General features: G+C 61.4%; 13 protein-coding genes. 7 read left to right on the top strand and 6 right to left on the bottom strand.

The window, feature by feature from the left end; all coding sequences use genetic code 11:
* Nucleotides 1-346: 346 nt before the first annotated feature.
* The 7 genes from cas1 to cas6 all read left to right on the top strand — a co-directional run bounded on the left by cas1 (nt 347) and on the right by cas6 (nt 10,080).
* Nucleotides 347-1,024: a CRISPR-associated endonuclease Cas1 gene (cas1, locus tag A4R35_RS02445; protein ID WP_112426206.1), complete on the top strand. Its 678-nt coding sequence runs from the start codon at nt 347-349 to the stop codon at nt 1,022-1,024.
* A 300-nt stretch (nt 1,025-1,324) separates the two neighbouring features.
* Nucleotides 1,325-2,404 (top strand): helix-turn-helix transcriptional regulator, encoded by a 1,080-nt coding sequence (locus A4R35_RS02440; RefSeq protein ID WP_112426204.1) that lies wholly within the window; start codon nt 1,325-1,327, stop codon nt 2,402-2,404.
* Nucleotides 2,405-2,416: 12 nt separating this feature from the next.
* Nucleotides 2,417-4,996 (top strand): CRISPR-associated helicase Cas3', encoded by a 2,580-nt coding sequence (gene cas3, locus A4R35_RS02435; RefSeq protein ID WP_112426202.1) that lies wholly within the window; start codon nt 2,417-2,419, stop codon nt 4,994-4,996.
* Nucleotides 4,997-5,135: 139 nt separating this feature from the next.
* A complete protein-coding gene (locus tag A4R35_RS02430) occupies nt 5,136-7,052 on the top strand; it encodes a hypothetical protein (protein ID WP_112426200.1) in 1,917 nt (638 codons plus the stop codon).
* A gap of 72 nt (nt 7,053-7,124) precedes the next feature.
* A complete protein-coding gene (locus tag A4R35_RS02425) occupies nt 7,125-8,117 on the top strand; it encodes a DevR family CRISPR-associated autoregulator (RefSeq protein WP_112426199.1) in 993 nt (330 codons plus the stop codon).
* Between the two features lie 51 nt (nt 8,118-8,168).
* The gene (locus tag A4R35_RS02420; RefSeq protein WP_112426197.1) at nt 8,169-8,906 is read left to right on the top strand and encodes a hypothetical protein; all 738 of its coding nucleotides are present in this window, start codon (nt 8,169-8,171) and stop codon (nt 8,904-8,906) included.
* Between the two features lie 118 nt (nt 8,907-9,024).
* A complete protein-coding gene (gene cas6, locus A4R35_RS02415; protein ID WP_112426195.1) occupies nt 9,025-10,080 on the top strand; it encodes a CRISPR system precrRNA processing endoribonuclease RAMP protein Cas6 in 1,056 nt (351 codons plus the stop codon).
* 278 nt (nt 10,081-10,358) lie between these two features.
* Here cas6 and A4R35_RS02410 read toward each other — a convergent pair whose 3' ends face one another.
* The 6 genes from A4R35_RS02410 to A4R35_RS02385 all read right to left on the bottom strand — a co-directional run bounded on the left by A4R35_RS02410 (nt 10,359) and on the right by A4R35_RS02385 (nt 17,001).
* On the bottom strand, nt 10,359-11,231 hold the full coding sequence (locus A4R35_RS02410) for a class I SAM-dependent methyltransferase (RefSeq protein ID WP_112426193.1): 873 nt from the start codon (nt 11,229-11,231) through the stop codon (nt 10,359-10,361).
* A 520-nt stretch (nt 11,232-11,751) separates the two neighbouring features.
* Nucleotides 11,752-12,576: a nucleotidyltransferase family protein gene (locus tag A4R35_RS02405; protein ID WP_112426191.1), complete on the bottom strand. Its 825-nt coding sequence runs from the start codon at nt 12,574-12,576 to the stop codon at nt 11,752-11,754.
* A 51-nt stretch (nt 12,577-12,627) separates the two neighbouring features.
* Complete coding sequence (locus A4R35_RS02400; RefSeq protein ID WP_112426189.1) at nt 12,628-13,593, bottom strand: metallophosphoesterase family protein; 966 nt, start codon at nt 13,591-13,593, stop codon at nt 12,628-12,630.
* Nucleotides 13,594-13,770: 177 nt separating this feature from the next.
* Nucleotides 13,771-14,556 carry an SDR family NAD(P)-dependent oxidoreductase gene (locus A4R35_RS02395; RefSeq protein WP_112426187.1) on the bottom strand — a complete coding sequence of 262 codons (786 nt, stop codon included), beginning with the start codon at nt 14,554-14,556 and terminating at the stop codon, nt 13,771-13,773.
* A gap of 31 nt (nt 14,557-14,587) precedes the next feature.
* Complete coding sequence (locus A4R35_RS02390; RefSeq protein WP_112426185.1) at nt 14,588-16,162, bottom strand: FGGY-family carbohydrate kinase; 1,575 nt, start codon at nt 16,160-16,162, stop codon at nt 14,588-14,590.
* A gap of 2 nt (nt 16,163-16,164) precedes the next feature.
* Entirely contained in the window at nt 16,165-17,001 is an 837-nt protein-coding gene (locus A4R35_RS02385) for a BtpA/SgcQ family protein (protein WP_112426183.1), read from the bottom strand.
* Nucleotides 17,002-17,142 lie beyond the last annotated feature (141 nt).

The raw sequence follows: 17,142 nt of genomic DNA, 5'->3' as shown, positions 1-17,142 counted from the left end.
TTCCCGCTGCTCGCCCTGGTCACTCACCAGGCATTCAAGCCGCCGCGCGGCCTGGTTCGCTTTTTCGCCTGGGCTCACTCATTAGATCTGTCTTCAAGACCTTCGTGCCGCCAGAGCTAGAGAGAGGAAGAGTGCTGGCAAGAGGTGCCAGCACTCTTCTTTTTGTTTCTCTCCTCTTTTTTTTGAATACTTCCGAGGATTCCGATACTTTAGCGGAATCCTCTCGCTACTCTTGTGGACATGAGCGCGCTGCTGCTAAGGCTGCTTCAGCCTGGTAGCTGCAGTATAATCACCAGACTATTCCGATAAAAATGCCAATGGCTATCGTCTGACAGATAGGGAAACAATGAATCTGATTGTGGAAGGGAAAGGCATCTTTATTAGTAAACATCAAGGAAGAATTCGTCTGGTTCAGGGATCGCAGGTCGTAGAGGAAGTACCTCTGATCCATCTCAAGCAAATTCTTGTTATCGATACAGGCGTTGGGATCTCCAGCGATGTGGTGAAGCTCTGCAGCGAGGAAGGGATTGCGCTGCATTTCCTGGAGAAAAATGGCATGGTGAGGGCCTCACTTTACGCCGCCGGACTGACAGGTACTGTGCTCACCAGGCGCGCGCAACTGCAGGCTTTCAGTTCCGCGAAGGGCTGCGAGCTTGCCCTGGCTTTCACCCGCGGCAAACTGGCGAATCAGATGAATCTGCTGCGCTACTTCATGCGGAGCCGCAAAGATGAGCAGCCGCAGCTCTGCCAGAAGCTGCACCAGTCGGCGCAAGCCATTCAGGATCTGCTTGGGGAAATGGACGGGTTGACCATCAATCGAGAGGGAGTTGAAGAGCTGCGCCCCTCTTTGCTCTCATTGGAGGGCCGGGCCGCTCAACACTACTGGGCAGGTGTCAGATATGTTCTGCCTGAGCAGATCGCTTGGCCCGGACGGCAGACACGGGGAGCCACCGATCTTTTCAATGCCCTCCTCAACTACGGCTACGGCGTGCTTTATGCTCAAGTTGAACAGCCGCCGTGTTGAGACAATAGTGGCGGCGATCCGTCGGAGCCTGCAGACAGAGGGTCTGCCAGGGCCCACAGCTCAGCAGCGCCGCTGCCCACTGTACGAGTTTCGCCGCTTCTGCAACGACGTGGTGTGAGTCAGGAGAACAGGAGAGCAGAGAGCTAACGCAAGGCGTGCCGGTCTTTTCTCTAAGACCGGGATTCCGACGATTTAGCGGAATCGTCAGGCTATACTGCTTCCCAGAGCAGCAGGCCGCCTGGCTCAGCTCCTCGGCCAGGTCAAGCAAGACAAGAGCACGAAGGGAAAGGAGACGCCGCCTTGAATACCGAGACCATGAAACGGGTCCATCGCCTGCAGACTATCATTCACCTTTTCGAGAGTCAGGTGAAGCGGCGGTGGCGCACCCGCGAAATCGCTGAGCGGCTGGGCATCAATGAGGATACGGCGAACAAGTACCTGAATGAGCTGCAGCTAACCGGCCTGCTGCCTCTCACGAAAGAGGGCCTCTACTGGTTTTTGCCGGAAGGGGCGGTCATCCCCAGGCTACAGCTCTCCCTGAGCTATCCCGAGGCGGTGGGCCTCTATCTGGCTGGCCGCCTCCTGGCTCAGACGCGCGATGAGCGGAACTGGCATTTGACAATGGCCCTGCATAAGTTGGTAGAGGCCCTGCCCGCTCCCGTGCGCGAGCAACAGGAGACTATTGCCGCGCTGCTGCTCACGGAGGATCGCGACAGGGAGGATGTTTCGGCCATTTTTCTGGCACTGGCGTGCGGCTGGGTCCAACACCGCCGCCTACGCCTGGTCTACGAGCCGCCGCGCAAGAGCCGTTTCGAGACGCTTTTCGATCCTTACCTGCTGGAACCATCAGCTATCGGACGGACTATCTACGTGCTCGGCTACAGTCATACCGTGCAGGCGTTGCGTACTTTGAAGCTGGAGCGCATCCGGCATGCAGAGCTAACCAGTGAGACGTTTGTCCCCAATCCCTCCTTTAAGGCTGAGGAATTGCTGCAACGGGCCTGGGGCGTGATGTACGGCGATGAGGAACCGGTCAGGGTACGCTTGCACTTCAGCAGCCAGGTGGTGAAGCGCGTGCGTGAGACGCGCTGGCATCCGTCGCAGGAGATTCGTCTGACGCGCGACGGCTGCGAGTGGACGGCCCTGATCGGTGACCTGGTCGAGATCGAACCCTGGGTTCGCGGTTGGGGCGCCGACTGTGTGGTGTTGGAACCGGAAGAGCTACGCCTGCGAGTCATTAGCCACGTCCAACGAGCCTGCCAGAACTATGGATTGCAGCCCGCCCCCCTCTCCACCCACGAGCCAGGCAGGCTCAACGCGGATCTGTTCCGCCGTCCCGCCCGGCCAGAAGAGGCTGAAATGAAGGAAAGAAAGGAGTGAGCGGTTTTCCTCATGAAGACTCTCTATCCCTATCAGGAGCGCGTGCTCCAGGTGCTGGCCCAGGGCCGCAATGTGATTCTGGTCATTCCGACGGGCGGCGGAAAGACGCTGGCAGCCCTGCTACCCTTCCTGCAGAGCTGCGCGTTTAACGATGGGACGCTGCCCGGGAAGGCGCTCTACGTCTCGCCCATGCGGGTGCTGGCCACGCAGTTCATCAGAACCTGCCGCCAGTTACTGGAGGAGGAGCTGAACCCGCTCTTGATCGAGCCGCTGCGCCAACGCTATGCCCAGTTCGGTCGTTCGCTGCTCAGTTTGCAAACAGGCGAGTCGCCGGACGATCCCCAGTTCGAGTCATTGATCATTGCCTGCACGATCGATCAGCTGCTGGCCAGTGCTCTCGGCGTGCCCTATAGCGTCGACGGGGCGCGCGCCAATATCAATGTTGGTCTGCTCGCCAGCACCTACCTGATTCTGGATGAGCCGCATCTCTATCCGCTCAATCGGCAAGGCCAGAGCTGCTTTGGCGCCCTGACAACAACGATCGAGCTGCTGCGCCAGCTCAAGGATCTGACCCGCTTTATCTTCATGAGCGCGACCCTCTCCAGGCCACTGGTGGAGCAACTGGCGCAGATGATCGATGCTGAGGTGATTGAGGCAAGCGATGAGGAGCTGACCGCCCTGGCCAAGGGACGTCAGCGCGTCTTTCGGCGCGTGGCGGAGCCGCTGAGCGCCGAGCAGGTGCTTGCGCGTCACCAGCGCTGCTCTCTGGCGGTCTGTAACCGTGTCGAGCGAGCCCAGGAGCTATATCTGCAGCTTGATGAGCTGATTCAAGAGCGCGGGCTTAACATCCGTCTGCAACTGCTGCACAGCCGCTTTAGCGATGAGGATCGGCGCCGTCAGGGCGAGGAACTGCAGCGTTTGCTTGGTCCCGCCGCCTGGGACGAGGAGAGCGGACGCTATCAGGGCGAGAATGTGATTGTGGTGGCGACGCAGGTGGTCGAGGTAGGGCTTGATATCTCGGTTGAGACGCTGCACAGCGAGCTGTCGCCAGCCAATAGCCTGATCCAGCGCGCCGGACGCTGCGCGCGCTTCCCTCGCCAGCAGGGGCAGGTCTTTGTCTACTCGCTCCCCGTCGATGATCAGGGTCAGTCGCAGACACTGCCCTACGAGCCGGAACCCTGTCAACGTACCTGGGAGGCCCTGGCCGAGTACGATGGCCAGGTAGTGCGCTTTCAGGAGGAGCGCCGCCTGCTTGACGCGGTCCACTGTGAGAGCGACCTCCAGTTGCTGGCGCGCTACGAGGAGCAACGGCCCCTTCTGCTGGAGAAGATGGTGACCAGCTTGAGAAAACCCGATCCAAGTGTGCGCTCTACGCTGATCCGTGATGATCTGCAAGTGGCGCTGCTGGTGCACGATAAGCCCGAAGAGGAGATCGTCACAGCGCCCTGGCACTGGCAGCTTTTCACGCTGCGTCCCAGTCTGCTGCAGGGCCGGCACTGGCAGGCCCTGCAAGAGCAGGCTAACGCACTGGGCTTCAAGTGGGTGTGCAAACAAGCGGTGCTCGTGGATAGCGGGAGCGGGACAGCGGCCCAGGGCGAGGACGATAGCCGGCGCGAGCCACTCTATACGTGGGAGCCGGTGACCAACCCGGCCCAGATCAGCAGTGCGCTGGTCTTGGCTTTGCCGCAGGCCCTGGTGACCTACGATCGCGATCTGGGCCTGGTCTTCCGCGACGGACGTCCGCCGCTGTCCGCGCGCTGGCGGCAGCGCCTTGAGGGCACGCACTACCAGAGCCGTCCGCAGGAGCGGCCTTCAGGTGCGGCCAGTCAGACGGTCTCGCGCCAGCGCTACGAGGAGCACATTGGGGGACTGGCCGACGCCTACCACTACGGCCTCTACCATGAGCTGGCCTATGCTCTGCGCCGCCTGGAGGAGCGCATGGGAGTGGCAGCGGGCACGATTGATCAGGCCATTCAGTTGGCCCTGGCCCTGCACGATCTGGGGAAACTGGCTGAGGGCTGGCAGCGCTGGGCCCGCGCCTGGGAGCGCCTCTATCACGAAAAGAAGGGTCTGCACTATCAGGAACCGGCAGCCGATTATCTCTTTGCCAAGACGACCTATAATGTGCGAGCCCGCGAAGAGCGACAGTGGGAGCAAGAGCTAGCCGAACGCCGTCCTAACCACGCCTGTGAGAGCGTGGCTTTGGCGCGCCGCTTCATTGTGGACTGCCTGGGCGCGACAACGCCGGCCAGCCCCACTGCGCCCGTGGTGCGGGCCACCTGCTATGCCATTGCCCGTCATCATACCACAGGGGCCCACGAATATGGCGCGAGCAGGCTGGCGCCAGGAGCCTTAGAGGCGGTACGGCGAGCCTTAGCCCTGGTACAGCGCGAGACCCCGCCTCGGCCCATGAACCTGCAGTTGATTCTGCCAGCGTGCCAGCAAGGAGATCTCTTCCCCGAGAACGCCACTTCGGGGAAGTTCAGTCAGCCTGCGCTGGACCTGCACAAACCCCAGTACGAAACCTGGCTGGCCTTTGTCATGACACGAGCCCTGCGTCTGGCTGACCAGCGCGCCGACGCCTATCGTTAGCAAGGCGAGCCTGCCAGGAAACTGGCAAGCTCGTGATACGCAATCATGCGCCAGATAGTGTACCAAATGCCTGCCAAGTTATCATTTATGGTTTGCTCGTTTTATAAATAGCGCACAATCGCCTAACAGAGGACAGTGTATGACAACGCTCTATGTCAACAAAGCGAGCGGGACATTCGCCGATACCCTGCTCGCCCTGGGCCTAGCCGATCTCATGCAGCTCGGCCTGGCGCGCCTGGGTCGTCTGGAGCAGTCGCCGGAGATCTACGACGCCGGCCAGAGCTTTCTGATCCAGCTCCCTCCCGTCGAAGAAAGCGACCTGGCGAGCAGCAACCGCCTCCCCCTGCTGCGCCCGCTGAGCACCGCCAAACAGCAGGAGCGGCAGGCAAAGAAGGGGCGCACACTCAGCGAGGTCGAGATCTTCGACTACGAGGCCGAGCAAGAGAAACAGCGTCAGCTGCAGGCGCAGCTCGCCAAACTGCCGCCCGAGAAGCGGTCGCCGAAAGCGCGTCTCAACCCTTCCCCGGAGCTGCAGCAGATCCTGAGCAACGGCCCCAGCCCTGAGCTGGAGCACTACAAGGCCATCAACGTCATGAAGGTCGCCGACACCTTCAATGAGCTGGTGCTGCGTTGGGAGAGCCTGAGCGCCGAGCAGCAATGGTTTGCCGTGCGTCTGCTCTTCCGCCTTTTCTCCGAGCCGCTCAACGACGTCGAGCAGGCGCAACGCACCTGGGAGAAGTGGGCCAAGGAGCAGGGCCTCAGCGGCAAGGCCCAGGCCACCGCCGTGCAGCTGCTCAATCCGACCAGTGGCAAAGGGGCCAACGCCCCCAAAAGCAACCGTCTGGCGGTTGGCGGCCTGGAAAGCTTCTGGCTGCTGGAGCTGGTCAAGTTCCGCGGCTTCATGCTGGGGGCCGCTCCCTATACGCTCAGTGGCAGCAAGGACCGCAAGACCTTCGTGGTGCTGCCCGAAAAGGTCGAGCTGGAGACGCTCAGGACCATCATGCAGAAGTTTCGCGAGATCTGCTGGTCCAGCACGGCCATCAAACAGGATATTCTGGCCGTCCTGCGCCTGGCTCAGGCTCTGGTGAACCACCGGCGCAATGAGCTGGCGAGCAGCCAGAACCTTGACCCGGACGAGCTTCCTCCCCTGGTCAGTATCACCCACGGGCTTGACGTGGCTTTCTACAAGGACATGGGCAGCGCCCACGCGGTGATGAACGTCTCGACCATCAATCTGCCCTCGTGGCTGCCGCCGCGACCGCGCTCCGTCGCCGAGGCCACGCAGATCGATGAGCTGCTGGACGAGCACATCGCTATCATCAACCGCATCGAGGGATCACAGGGGAAAGAAGGCAGCGAAGAGCTAGAGCTGCTGCGCATCTATCGCGACTGCCTCTCCAGCCATGATCTGCGCCTCTTCTGGCGCTTCGCCGCCAGCTATGGCCCTTACCTCTTCCGTCAGCGGGAACGCGAGAAAAACGAGAAGCGCTGGCTGAAGCAGTTCACCAGCCAGGGATTGGACAAACTTGTATTATCGGAGAATGCAGCTATGGAAACAAAAAAAGGAACCCAGGACCTGAAACTGACCCCCATTCTTCAGAACAAAGGCTTCCAGCGCATTGCCTCGGCCATTCGTGAGGCGACGGTCAACGCCCAGCGGCGTCGCTTCCAGGATCATAATCATAACTATCCCTACGAGGTGCGCTACGGACTGGGGCAGGAGCTGCTGCGCAAGATCCACCGTCGCGACGAATTCATGAAGGCCCTCAGCGAGTTTCTGTTGCAGTACAACGCCGAGACAGCGCGCGAAGAGGAGAGACTGGCGCAGAAGCTGGGACGTGCCTTGCGTCCAGAGGACTACAGTCAGCATCATCTGCGCTACCCCGTCATGACCAGCGACATCGACGAGTTTACGCCCCTCCTCGACCAGTATCCCTGCGAGCTGGTGGCCTCGATGCTGCTCTCCTATGGCTACGCCCGCTGGGGCAAGGCCGCGGAAAGCAGCCAGAGCGAGGAGGATACAGAGGCAGCAGACGACCAAAGCCCACAGGCCTGATTCATCGTTCACTTTCTACAAGGATAACCGCAACGGTAACGATCATCCTAAAGAAAGGAAGGCAATCGAACTATGGCGAACACACCAGTCTCTCTCTCAATCGCTGCGCGCATGACCCTGAACATGCACAGCCTCAATAACGAAGGCGGCGAGAGGAACCAGATTCAGACGCGCATGGTCGATATCGTCGGAGACGACGGTCTGCTGCACACCGTCAACGCCATCTCTGGCGACATGCTCAAGCACGTGCTCATGGAGCACTTCTATCGCCGCGCACGTGAGGAGGGCTTGAGCCTCTGCGCTGGCTGTCAGCAGTTCGATGCCAACCGCATCAATGCCGACAGCGACTTTATGAAGGGAGCCGGCAATACTGGCGCGGCGCTCATCGATGGCCTGCTGGAGCGCTGCGCTATGGACGACGTTGGTGGGATTCTGGTGACTGAAGGCGGGCGTTCGGTCCCGCGCAAGTCGGTTTGTGAATTCGGCTGGGTTGTGGCCTTACCCGAGCGCGTACGGACCGATAGCTACTTCCACGTCAAGTACGCCCTGGAGCGCGGTCCGGGCGCGACGCGCAAGGAGGAGAGCGACGAACACAAAGGGGCCAACCTTGGACAAAGCATCTTCCATCGCCCGGCTTCCAGCGGTGTCTACGCTGTAGTCTGCCACGTCGAGTTGAGCCGGGTGGGCTACAACGATATCACGCAGAACTACGCCATCAGCGCCGAAGAGCGCCAGCGCCGCACTCGCGTACTGCTTGAAAGCCTGCTCTACAGCTTCCTGGAGCTAAACGGCGCCATGCGCTCGACCCAGCTCCCTCACCTGCTGGCCCTGGAAGGCTTCATCAGCACCAGCGACACCGCCACTCCGGCGCCGCTGGTCAGTCCGCTCCTGGGCGGCAGCGACGAGCCGCAGGCCTATCGCGAGCAGGCGGAAGCCATTGTCCGCGCCCTGAACGGCACTGGCCCCCAGCATGTGCGCCTGCAAACCTTCGACACGCTGGCCGAGTTCTCGCAGCAGATGCGCTCGCTGATCGACAGCATTACTCCCGAGGGGGCCTCGGCCTAGGTAGGTCGGTAGTTCGGTTGGCAGATCACATAGAAAGGAGGCAGACGGCCAATGTGGATCGTCGCGCACTACTTGCCGGTCTCTTTCTTCTCACTGCGACCGGCCAGCGCTACATCCTCGGGTGGTCAGACGCTGCTGGTGCCGACCCCTTTCGCTATCAAGATGGCCTTGCTCAGCACTCTGATCCGTACTCGCGGTCTGGCAGAGGGGGAACGCCTCTTCCCCGCTCTGCGCGACCTGCCTATCGCCCTGGAGCCACCAGAGCAGGCGGTCGTTATCAAGGGCTTCAGTAAGATCCGCCGCGAGCTGAAGGACAAGAGCAATCCCGAAAAGGCCGCTCGCGCGCGTCTAGAAAAAGAGTATCCTTTTCAGCCGACAATCGCTTATCGTGAGTACATTAGCTACTACGGAAGCCTGCGTCTGGCCTGCGAGGTTGCTGAAGGGAGTCCTCTGGTGACAGTGCTGCCGGAGCTGCTGGTCGGTCTCAACTACCTGGGTAAGCGCGGCGGCTTCATCCAGATCCTGCAGCCTCCTCAGCAGAGCGCGGAGCTGCCCGCTGGCAACTTTCTGCTGCTGACCGCCTCGCGGCAGGAGACGTTTCCTATGCAGGGGACGCTGCAGGTGCTCGACGACTGCGGCCCGAAGCTGACCTTCGCTCAGGCCAACATCTATACGAATGAGCGCATTGTGCTGAACCGAGATCGCGTGCTACGTCATGTGGTGCTCCCTTATCAGCGCTGGCGCTCCTCACACGCCTATAGCTGGTATCGCCTCCTGCCATCCTCATGAGAGGAGAGCATACGAGCGGCGATGCTGCTGCCGCGTAGCGCCGTCCTCTGTTCCTGCTAGAGAAGGGCGGAGGCTCCACCGACGGACGCGCACATACACTTACATGGAAGGAGGGCATATGCTGACAACCTATCACTTGCTATGGACCATGCGCGTCGAGACGCCACTAGAGCTGGACGATTCTCCCGGGACGGCGCTGCGCGGCGCCCTCTTTACGGCAATCTGGCGCCGTTTCTGCACAAACAAGCAGGCGCGCACCTGCCTGGAATGTCCCCTGTTACAGGTCTGCCCTGTCAGTTCACTGCTGGCACCAACGGATGACCCGCAAGCACCAGTACTGCAGCGCCTTAACGGGCAGCCCTGGGGGCGCGATATTCCTCGCCCCTATGTGCTGGAGCCACTGTTAGAGGGCGGGCGGCGCTACGAGCCAGGCGAGCAACTTGTATTTGGGATGACGCTCATTGGCCGGCGCGTGGAGCTGCTGCCTTATGTCATGCTGAGCAGCCAGGAACTGGAGCGCCAGGGTCTCGGGCGGCCTCTGCCAGAGAATGGCTCGCCCCCTCGGCGTGGCGAGCTGCGCATCGAACAGATCGAAGCCTATCACCCCTTCAGCGGAGCGCGGCAACTACTCTACCGGGCAGGAGCACGCCAGGTGACCACGCCAACGCTGGCCGTGCAGGCGGAGGACGTGCGCCAGCGCGCGCTGACGCTGTCGGGGCGACGAGTAAGGCTAACGTTCTTGACGCCTCTGCGCCTGGTACGACACGGCACCCTCTGCAAGGAGCCGGATTTCGCGGCCCTGGTACAGCGACTGCTTGAGCGCCTGGAGCAGTTGGGACTTGCTTACGGCAACGCCGAAGAGGCCCGCGCTCTGGCGCAGCAACGTGGGCGCCTGTTGGAACTGGCGTCAGCTGTGCGCTGTGAGGAGCATACCACTCGCTGGCAGGATATGCCCAGTTATTCGCGTCGGCTGCGACGCGCTACCCCCATTGGCGGTTTGCTGGGAGAGGCGACCTTCGCTGGTGAGCTGGCGGAGCTGCGGGAGCTGCTGGTGTGGGGTGAGCTGATCCACGTGGGGAAGAACGTGGTGAAAGGCGATGGCTGGTATCGCGTCTGTCATTCGCTGGAAGCGGATGCACATCCCCCCTCTCTCTCTGTTCATGAGCGAGAGTAAGCGCACCAATCAGGAGCAACCTGGCAGCAGGCTGGCCTCATCAGCCTCATCAGCTGCCAGGTTGGCTTACCTCTGATTTGCCTCGCCGACGACGCTCCCTTTTCACAGGGAGGAGGCTAGTACACTCCACTCACTTCGCTGCCTATCGCGGAGGTATTGCCGCGGCCATGCTGCCAAAGCACTCACTGGTTAAGTAAGCCTGGGCCAGGTCGGTCAGCAGAGCAAAGCAGCCAGCCTGGCCCGCGCCAATTACTCCCTGCCCGCCGTGGGACTGCCGCCTATGAGGTGGCTTCGTCGGAGGTGCCGGGCTTGCGTCCCCGGACCGTCAGCAGGTTCCAGAGCGCACAAAAGTCCTCTTGTTGCATCTCCGCTACAGCTTGCTGATAGAGGCGCTCTAGCTCTTCCCTTGTCCCCATCCCCATCTTGATCAGAAACGGTTGCACCAGCTCCAGGAAGATCAGGGCATCTTTGAAAACGGGATAGTGTCCCTCGGTCCCCATCGACCACTCGATCACGCTCGCTCGCAGCCGCACTTCTTCAAAGCCCGCCTGACGCACCAGCCGCGGCAGCACCGGCGTGATGCCGACGTGCCCCCCATCGGGCGAAAAGCTCTGTCCGGCCCGCTTGAGGGCCTGAGTACCCAGATGAAAGTAGTGTTCATAGGCTGGGCTGGTCGTCAAAGGAGACTCCATCTCGGTCAGGCGCACAACTCCCCCAGGCTTGAGCAGGCGGAAGCACTCCTTGAGCAAGCGTGGCCAGGCCTCCGGCAGCATGAAGCCACAGAGCAGACGCCCGTTGATCAGGTCAAAGGAGCTATCTGGGAACGCCAATGGCTCCATCACATTCATCACCTGAAAGTGGGCGTTCTCCAGTCCACGCGATTGCGCCTGGGCTCGGGCATACTCGATCACTTGCTGGCTAATATCGATGCCGAAGACGTCGACGTGCGGATAGTGAAAGGCCACTTCCAGGTCCCAGCCACCAGGACCACAGGCCAGATCGAGCACTCTCCCCCCTTCCGGCAACTGCTGCCCCTCGGGAAAGAGTCCCCCCATTCCCTCGGTCAGCAGCCGATCCTGTTGCATCAGGCGCGCTAACTCGCCCGCATTCTCTGGGTCGATGATATAGGTATGCTTCGCGGCTTCTTCCATGCCTCTTGCTCCTCGCTCGTCAGGTTCACGGTTCCACGGCTCATCTGGCCCTGAGCCAGACCAGACCGGGACCTTGTGTCACGACTGCTCACCACCTGGCGCCTCTGCCAAAGAAGAGATTTCCACTACCGTACAGGGACGCCAGCCAGACCGCTACCATCCCAAACACGACAGAGCATCAAGCCTCTAGCTTGCCTCCAGCGCACCCCTGACCTGGATTGGGAAAGGTAGCGCATCGACACATGTCCAGAGTGATGACGCCTGTTTCTCACTCTGCTTCTTCAAGTGTAGCAGACACTGGCCCGGCAGTGGAAGAGGCACGGCCACCAGAAGACTGATTCTCGCCATCTTCGCCGGCGAGATGGCCCCTTCGTCTCCAGAGAAGAGCCAAGATAAGAAGAAGGCAACAGGAGCTTTCAAGCTCCTATTGCCTTCGGCTGGTAGAGGTGCAGGAATAAAAGGAGGAATTTTTGGTAGTAAGGGATGAGAGATTCGCACAGAGCAACGAGCGAGGAGGAAACTAGCGACGCACCTCCTCCGGCAACTCATACCACTGCAGACGCCGCCCGACCAGGGCCCGCAGCTTCCAGGCGCTGGACTTCGGTGCCTGATCCAACAGGCGCAGCATCTCCTCACTGTGCCGCTTGACCAGGACTGCTTCTTCGGCCTGCAGAAGCTGATCCGCCTCTTGGGCCAGGCGCCGCAGATTATCAGTGACGGTCGTGTACCAGCCCCAGTCGTGAGCACAGACCTGCGTCACGATGCGCATATCAAGCTGCTCGCCAGGATTGGCCGCCTCCTCCTGGGGAGGGAAGTCCAACAGCAGCGCCAGCAGATCCTGAATATCTTTGGCATTCAGCTCCACAATCTGCAGCTTCGTCAGCAAGAGATCGGCTGGCGATAGCGTCAACGGATGCAACTGGAGCCGCGGCTCCAGTACGAGCTTATGACACATCTCAAAGACGCTTAGGAAAATATCGATCTGGCGCTGGTGGACCTGATCGTAGAAGAGCAGACGCCGCTCGCCGTGCAAAGCGTTAAAGCGCCGGTCCGCAACATAGCCGTTGGCCTCCAGAGCACCCCGTAATGGACGAGCCTGCTTCTTGGGAGCCACAAAGTCCAGATCGGCATAGGAGCGCGCGAGAGAGCGATGCCTGGCACTGGGACAGCGCAGCCTCACCGCCAGGCCTCCCAGGAGGCGCAGCGTCAAGCCCTCTTGCTGCAGCGCTGTCACCAGACGCTGGGCCTCGGCCTCGCCATCGGCCAGAGTCGGCCCTGGCCCGTTGGCGCTCTCAGCCTCCGCTGCCAGGGGCAAGTCAGCCTCAAAGTCTCCCTGCCTTGTCATGGCCACCGCCTTTCCTTTGCCGTCTTGACTGACGGATCGAGTGAGTGGGCTTCATCCAGTGATCAGTTGATAACTGAGCAGCTTTGGCCCCTTGAGCGTGACCAGCGCAGCGCGCAGATGCCCGTCGCCATACTCGCTGCCTGGATTGATACAGGTCGTGCGCCCGATTTTGCTCACCGCTCGCGACTCATGAACGTGACCATGCAGCGAGACCAGGGGCTGGAAACGCTCGATCATCGCCCGCACGGCTTTGCTGCCCACCGGCCCGGTGGCAATCTCGCCACCGACGACGACCGGCTTGAGCTGCTCGTCCAGCTGCGGCGCGGTATCCAGACCAGAGCCATACGGCGGAACATGGACGTTGAAGATCGCTCGCTCGGGATGCTGGAGCTGACCGGCCATTGATTCAATAAAGCGACCCAGCTCCTCATCAGGAATATCGCGCGGCGCATGCCAGGGCGTCAAATTCGCAAAGCCCGCGCTGACCATCTCATGCTCATCATCGATCAGCACCACCTGGCCCTCGGGCATCTCCACATAGCTGGCCTGCTTTAAGACCTCCACGATCTCTGGCTCGTCATCGTTTCCCGCGTCGATAAAGCAGCGCACGCCGCTTCCGCGAAGACGCTCCTCTGCCAGCTCACACCAGCGCTGCACGCTCTCAACCATCAGGCGGGTAAAGAGGCGGTCGACAAGGGTCCGGTCGCTTTCCAGGGCGGCCAGCTCCTCCACCGTCGTCCGAAATGGATAGGCTCCAGCATGACGCACCTGACGCTCGAAGGCAGCCAGGGCCTCTTCAGACTCCAGCGTCACTCGCTCCCCTAGAAACGTGGCTCGATAGCGACTACTGTGGCCATCGCGCACGATGGGGATCAGTGCTTTGCCAGTAATATCGCCTCCGAGAATCAAGACATTGGCCCCGTAAAACTTGGCGCTGTTAATGAACTTCATAAAACAGCGTTCGGAGCCATGAATATCAGTAGCAAAGAAGATCGTGGTTCGACGAGTGCCAAACATCAGCGAGACAACTCCCCTTCCAGAGCGGCGGCCCGGCCCGCTCTCTCCAGCACCCTACCCCAGGGCCAGCCAGCGCGACTACGCTCAGCGGCTACATGCCCCAAGGCCATCGGCGGGCGAGGCGCGCCAGACCGGATGACATACCTACCACCAGCGCCTGGCCAGCCCGGCGATCGGTCAGGACATGAACGCCCCACCATTCACATCGACCGCCAGACCGGTCATATAGGCTGCACGCTCACTCAGCAGAAAGGTCACTACCCGCGCCACATCCTCCGGCTCCTCCAGGCGCCCCAAGGGGATCGCCCGCAGATAGTCGGCAATCACCTCCTCGGACGTGATACCCCGCAATTGGGCCTCCCACACCACTTCACGCTCTTGCATCGAGGTCCGCACATAGCCCGGACAAACAGCATTGACGCGAATGCCGGCCTCAGCAGTCTCCAGAGCCAGGGCCTGGGTGAAGCCAACGACGGCGAACTTGGAGGCGGAATAATGGGCCAGGAAAGGCGCCGCCTTCTTGCCGGCCATCGAAGCAATGTTGACGATGCTGCCTCCCCCTCCACGATGCAACATGGCGCGCACCTCGGCCTGACAGCAGAGAAAGACCCCTTTGGCGTTGACATCCATGTTAAAGTTCCAGTCGTCCTCAGTCAGGTCAACCACGCGAGCCATCGAAGAAACGCCAGCGTTGTTGACAGCCAGCTCCAGGCCCCCCAGGCGAGCCTGGGCATCTTCAATGCAGGCAGCCACTGCCGCGCCCTGTCGCACATCGAGAGCTGCCGCGTAGAGACGGGCCTCTGGCCGGAGCGTCCTCGCTTCAGTCGCGGTGCGTTGAGCGGCCTCTCCATCCAGATCGGTAATATAGAGATCGGCCCCCTCGCGCACCATCTCCAGAGCAATGGCGCGCCCAATCCCGGTACCTGCACCAGTGATGAAACCGCGCAAACCAGCTAAGAGCATCTCCCTTGGTCCTCCTTATGGCTTTCTCGGTTCAGTCTGAGTTGAGTTGAGTTGAGTTGAGACCACCAGACTGGACGGGTAGGTCTGCCTGGGCCTGAATCAGGCGCGCCACATCCGCGAGCTGGGCCAGCTCGGGAAAGAGAGGCTGCAGACGACGGTAGAGATCGCGGTAGAGCAAGAAACCACGCTGATAGAGCGCCACCTGCTCGGCGCGTGGCCAGTAGGTCGGTCCTTGAACGATGAAGCGTGTGATCTCTTCCCAGCGCTCAAAGAGGCCGGCGCCCATCCCGGCGACGTAGGCCACGCCCAGAGCCGAGGCTGCCTCACCGGCCACAACGCTCACCGGCTCGCCGACAACATCCGCCGCGATCTGCATCCAGAGCGCGCTCCGACTGCCCCCATCGGCGGCACAGAGGCGCCGGATGGGCCGTCCTCCCTCACGCAGCAGCGCCAGATGATGGGCGAAACCATAACAGACCGCCTCCAGGACAGCCCGATAGAGATGGGCGCGCCGATGATGGAGCATGACACCTGCGAAGACCCCACGCGCCGTCGGGTCGAAAATGGGGGTCTTCTCCCCCAGAAAATAGGGCAGCGCTAACACGCCATCGGCGCCGGCGGGCACGGCAGCCGCCTCCTCATCCAACTGAGCCAGCGAACAGCCGGGCGCCAGCTGGCTGACAAACCATTTCACCAGCGAGCCACTGGCCGCCATACAGCCGTTGATGAGCGTCAGGCCCGGGATATCGTGATAATCAAAGTAGAAATGGGGATCAGGCTCCGGCTGATCGGAGCAGTAGAGAATGTCGCCCGCTCCGCCGAACTTCAACAAGATATCGCCTTGCTGAGTCAGACCTGCCGCCAGCGCTGCCGCCACATGATCGGCACTTCCAGCCACCACCGGCGTTCCGGCCTGCAGGCCAGTTGCCTCGGCCACCGCGGCACTGACTCCACCCACAATCTCAGTAGGGGCATGCACCGGTGGCAGCAGGGCGCGCGCGATGCCAGCATGCTCCAGATAGGGCTGATGCCACTGCCGCCGCCGCACATCATAGAGCGCGCTCTCTACGGCCCAGTTCTCTTCGAGCGAAAGCTGACCAGTGAGGCGAAACACAATGAAGTCATAGGAGCCGCAAAGGCAGACGGTGCGCGCTACCACCTGCGGCTCGTGCTTGAGCAGCCAGCGCCAGCGTGGATCAATATTTTGCTGATTGACTGCGCTCCCAGTAACCTGGAAGAACGCTTCTTCATCGACGGCGGCGCGCAGCTCTTCGACTTCCAGAGCTGAGCGCGCATCGTTCTGCAGGATCGCCGGGCGCAGCGGGCGCCCACCCTGATCTAGCAGCACCATCGCTGGCACCATGCCAGAGACGCCGATCGCCGCAATCTCGTCGGCAGGGATCTGCCTCAACAGCTCGCGCAGCGCCTCCTGACAGGTCTGCCACCATTGCTCGGCATCCTCTTCGGCCCAGCCGGGCTGAGGCGAGCGCAGCTCATGCGGGCGCTCAACCTGCGCCACCAGGCCACGCTCACGCTCGAGGGCGACAGCCTTTAAGGCGGTGGTACCCACGTCCAGCCCCAGCGCGTAGCGCTTCTGAGCGGCCATCGTCAGGCCTCCTCACGCGCAGCACGTACCTCAGCCATAAAGCGCCGCACACGTTCGGGATCAACCGGATTCCAGGTGTAGCCGTCGCGCTTGAGACCCGTACCCACAATCACGCCGTCGGCAACCGCCAGCGTGGCGCGGACCGTCTCGATGCGTACCCCGGTGTTAGCCAGTACAGGGGTGGAGGGAACGGCAGCCTTGGCCTCACGAATGTGGCTGAGATCGGCCTCGGCGCCAGCCATTGGACCGGAAATCAGGATAGCATCGGCCAGCGAGGAAACAACGACGCTCCGCGCCAGTGCTCCAATGGGGCGCGGGCTGAGCGGACGCGCAAACTCAGGCTCGATGTTGAAGAAGAGCTTGATGTGCTCGGCCCCAATCTGCCGGCGATAGTCCAGGGCAGCGGCGGCATCAGGCTGCCAGAGACCCATGTCACTGTCATAGACGCCGGTGAAGACCTCGCGCACAAAACTGGCCCGTACCGCCTGGGCTACCGCCAGCGCCGCCAGCGGGTCCCAGAGCAGGTCAACCCCATAGGGTAAGCTCAGATAGGGGCGCAGCTCGCCAATCGCGGCAGCCATCGCCGCTACCTGAGCGCGATCGATCTTGAGGGCATAGGGGCGATCACCTTCATTACAGAAGAGCAGTCCGTCTACCCCCCCCTCCTGGAGGACTTCCAAATCACGCCGGAGGGCGTCAACAATGGCCGCCATTCCTGCACGACTGTCATAGAGCGGTCGCCCGGGTAGGGGCGGCAAATGCATCATGGCGATTACCGGACGCTCGCGTCCGAAGAGCTGTTCCAGCACAGAACCTGGCCCTGTTGCTCTCTCTGACATCTTCTTCTTATTACCTCCCTGAGAGCGACTAACCATATACGCCTAGAGGCGACAGACAAGCGGTCGCACCACTCTGGCAATCGAACGGGACGGGATCGGGCCGGTCCGCCCTGTCGGCCCTGGTCCAGGCGAAGAGGGAAC

It is taken from the genome of Thermogemmatispora tikiterensis, assembly GCF_003268475.1.
Classification (GTDB): Bacteria; Chloroflexota; Ktedonobacteria; order Ktedonobacterales; family Ktedonobacteraceae; genus Thermogemmatispora; species Thermogemmatispora tikiterensis.
Note: the sequence above shows the minus strand (reverse complement) of the source record. Positions and strands in the feature narration are given on the sequence as shown.

Coding starts and splice junctions, on each gene's coding strand:
- A4R35_RS02400 (WP_112426189.1), bottom strand. CDS start 13,593: ATGTTTGGCACTCGTCGAACCACGATCTTCTTTGCTACTGATATTCAT.
- A4R35_RS02410 (WP_112426193.1), bottom strand. CDS start 11,231: ATGGAAGAAGCCGCGAAGCATACCTATATCATCGACCCAGAGAATGCG.
- A4R35_RS02405 (WP_112426191.1), bottom strand. CDS start 12,576: ATGACAAGGCAGGGAGACTTTGAGGCTGACTTGCCCCTGGCAGCGGAG.
- cas3 (WP_112426202.1), top strand. CDS start 2,417: ATGAAGACTCTCTATCCCTATCAGGAGCGCGTGCTCCAGGTGCTGGCC.
- A4R35_RS02420 (WP_112426197.1), top strand. CDS start 8,169: ATGTGGATCGTCGCGCACTACTTGCCGGTCTCTTTCTTCTCACTGCGA.
- cas1 (WP_112426206.1), top strand. CDS start 347: ATGAATCTGATTGTGGAAGGGAAAGGCATCTTTATTAGTAAACATCAA.
- A4R35_RS02425 (WP_112426199.1), top strand. CDS start 7,125: ATGGCGAACACACCAGTCTCTCTCTCAATCGCTGCGCGCATGACCCTG.
- A4R35_RS02385 (WP_112426183.1), bottom strand. CDS start 17,001: ATGTCAGAGAGAGCAACAGGGCCAGGTTCTGTGCTGGAACAGCTCTTC.
- A4R35_RS02430 (WP_112426200.1), top strand. CDS start 5,136: ATGACAACGCTCTATGTCAACAAAGCGAGCGGGACATTCGCCGATACC.
- cas6 (WP_112426195.1), top strand. CDS start 9,025: ATGCTGACAACCTATCACTTGCTATGGACCATGCGCGTCGAGACGCCA.
- A4R35_RS02390 (WP_112426185.1), bottom strand. CDS start 16,162: ATGGCCGCTCAGAAGCGCTACGCGCTGGGGCTGGACGTGGGTACCACC.
- A4R35_RS02395 (WP_112426187.1), bottom strand. CDS start 14,556: ATGCTCTTAGCTGGTTTGCGCGGTTTCATCACTGGTGCAGGTACCGGG.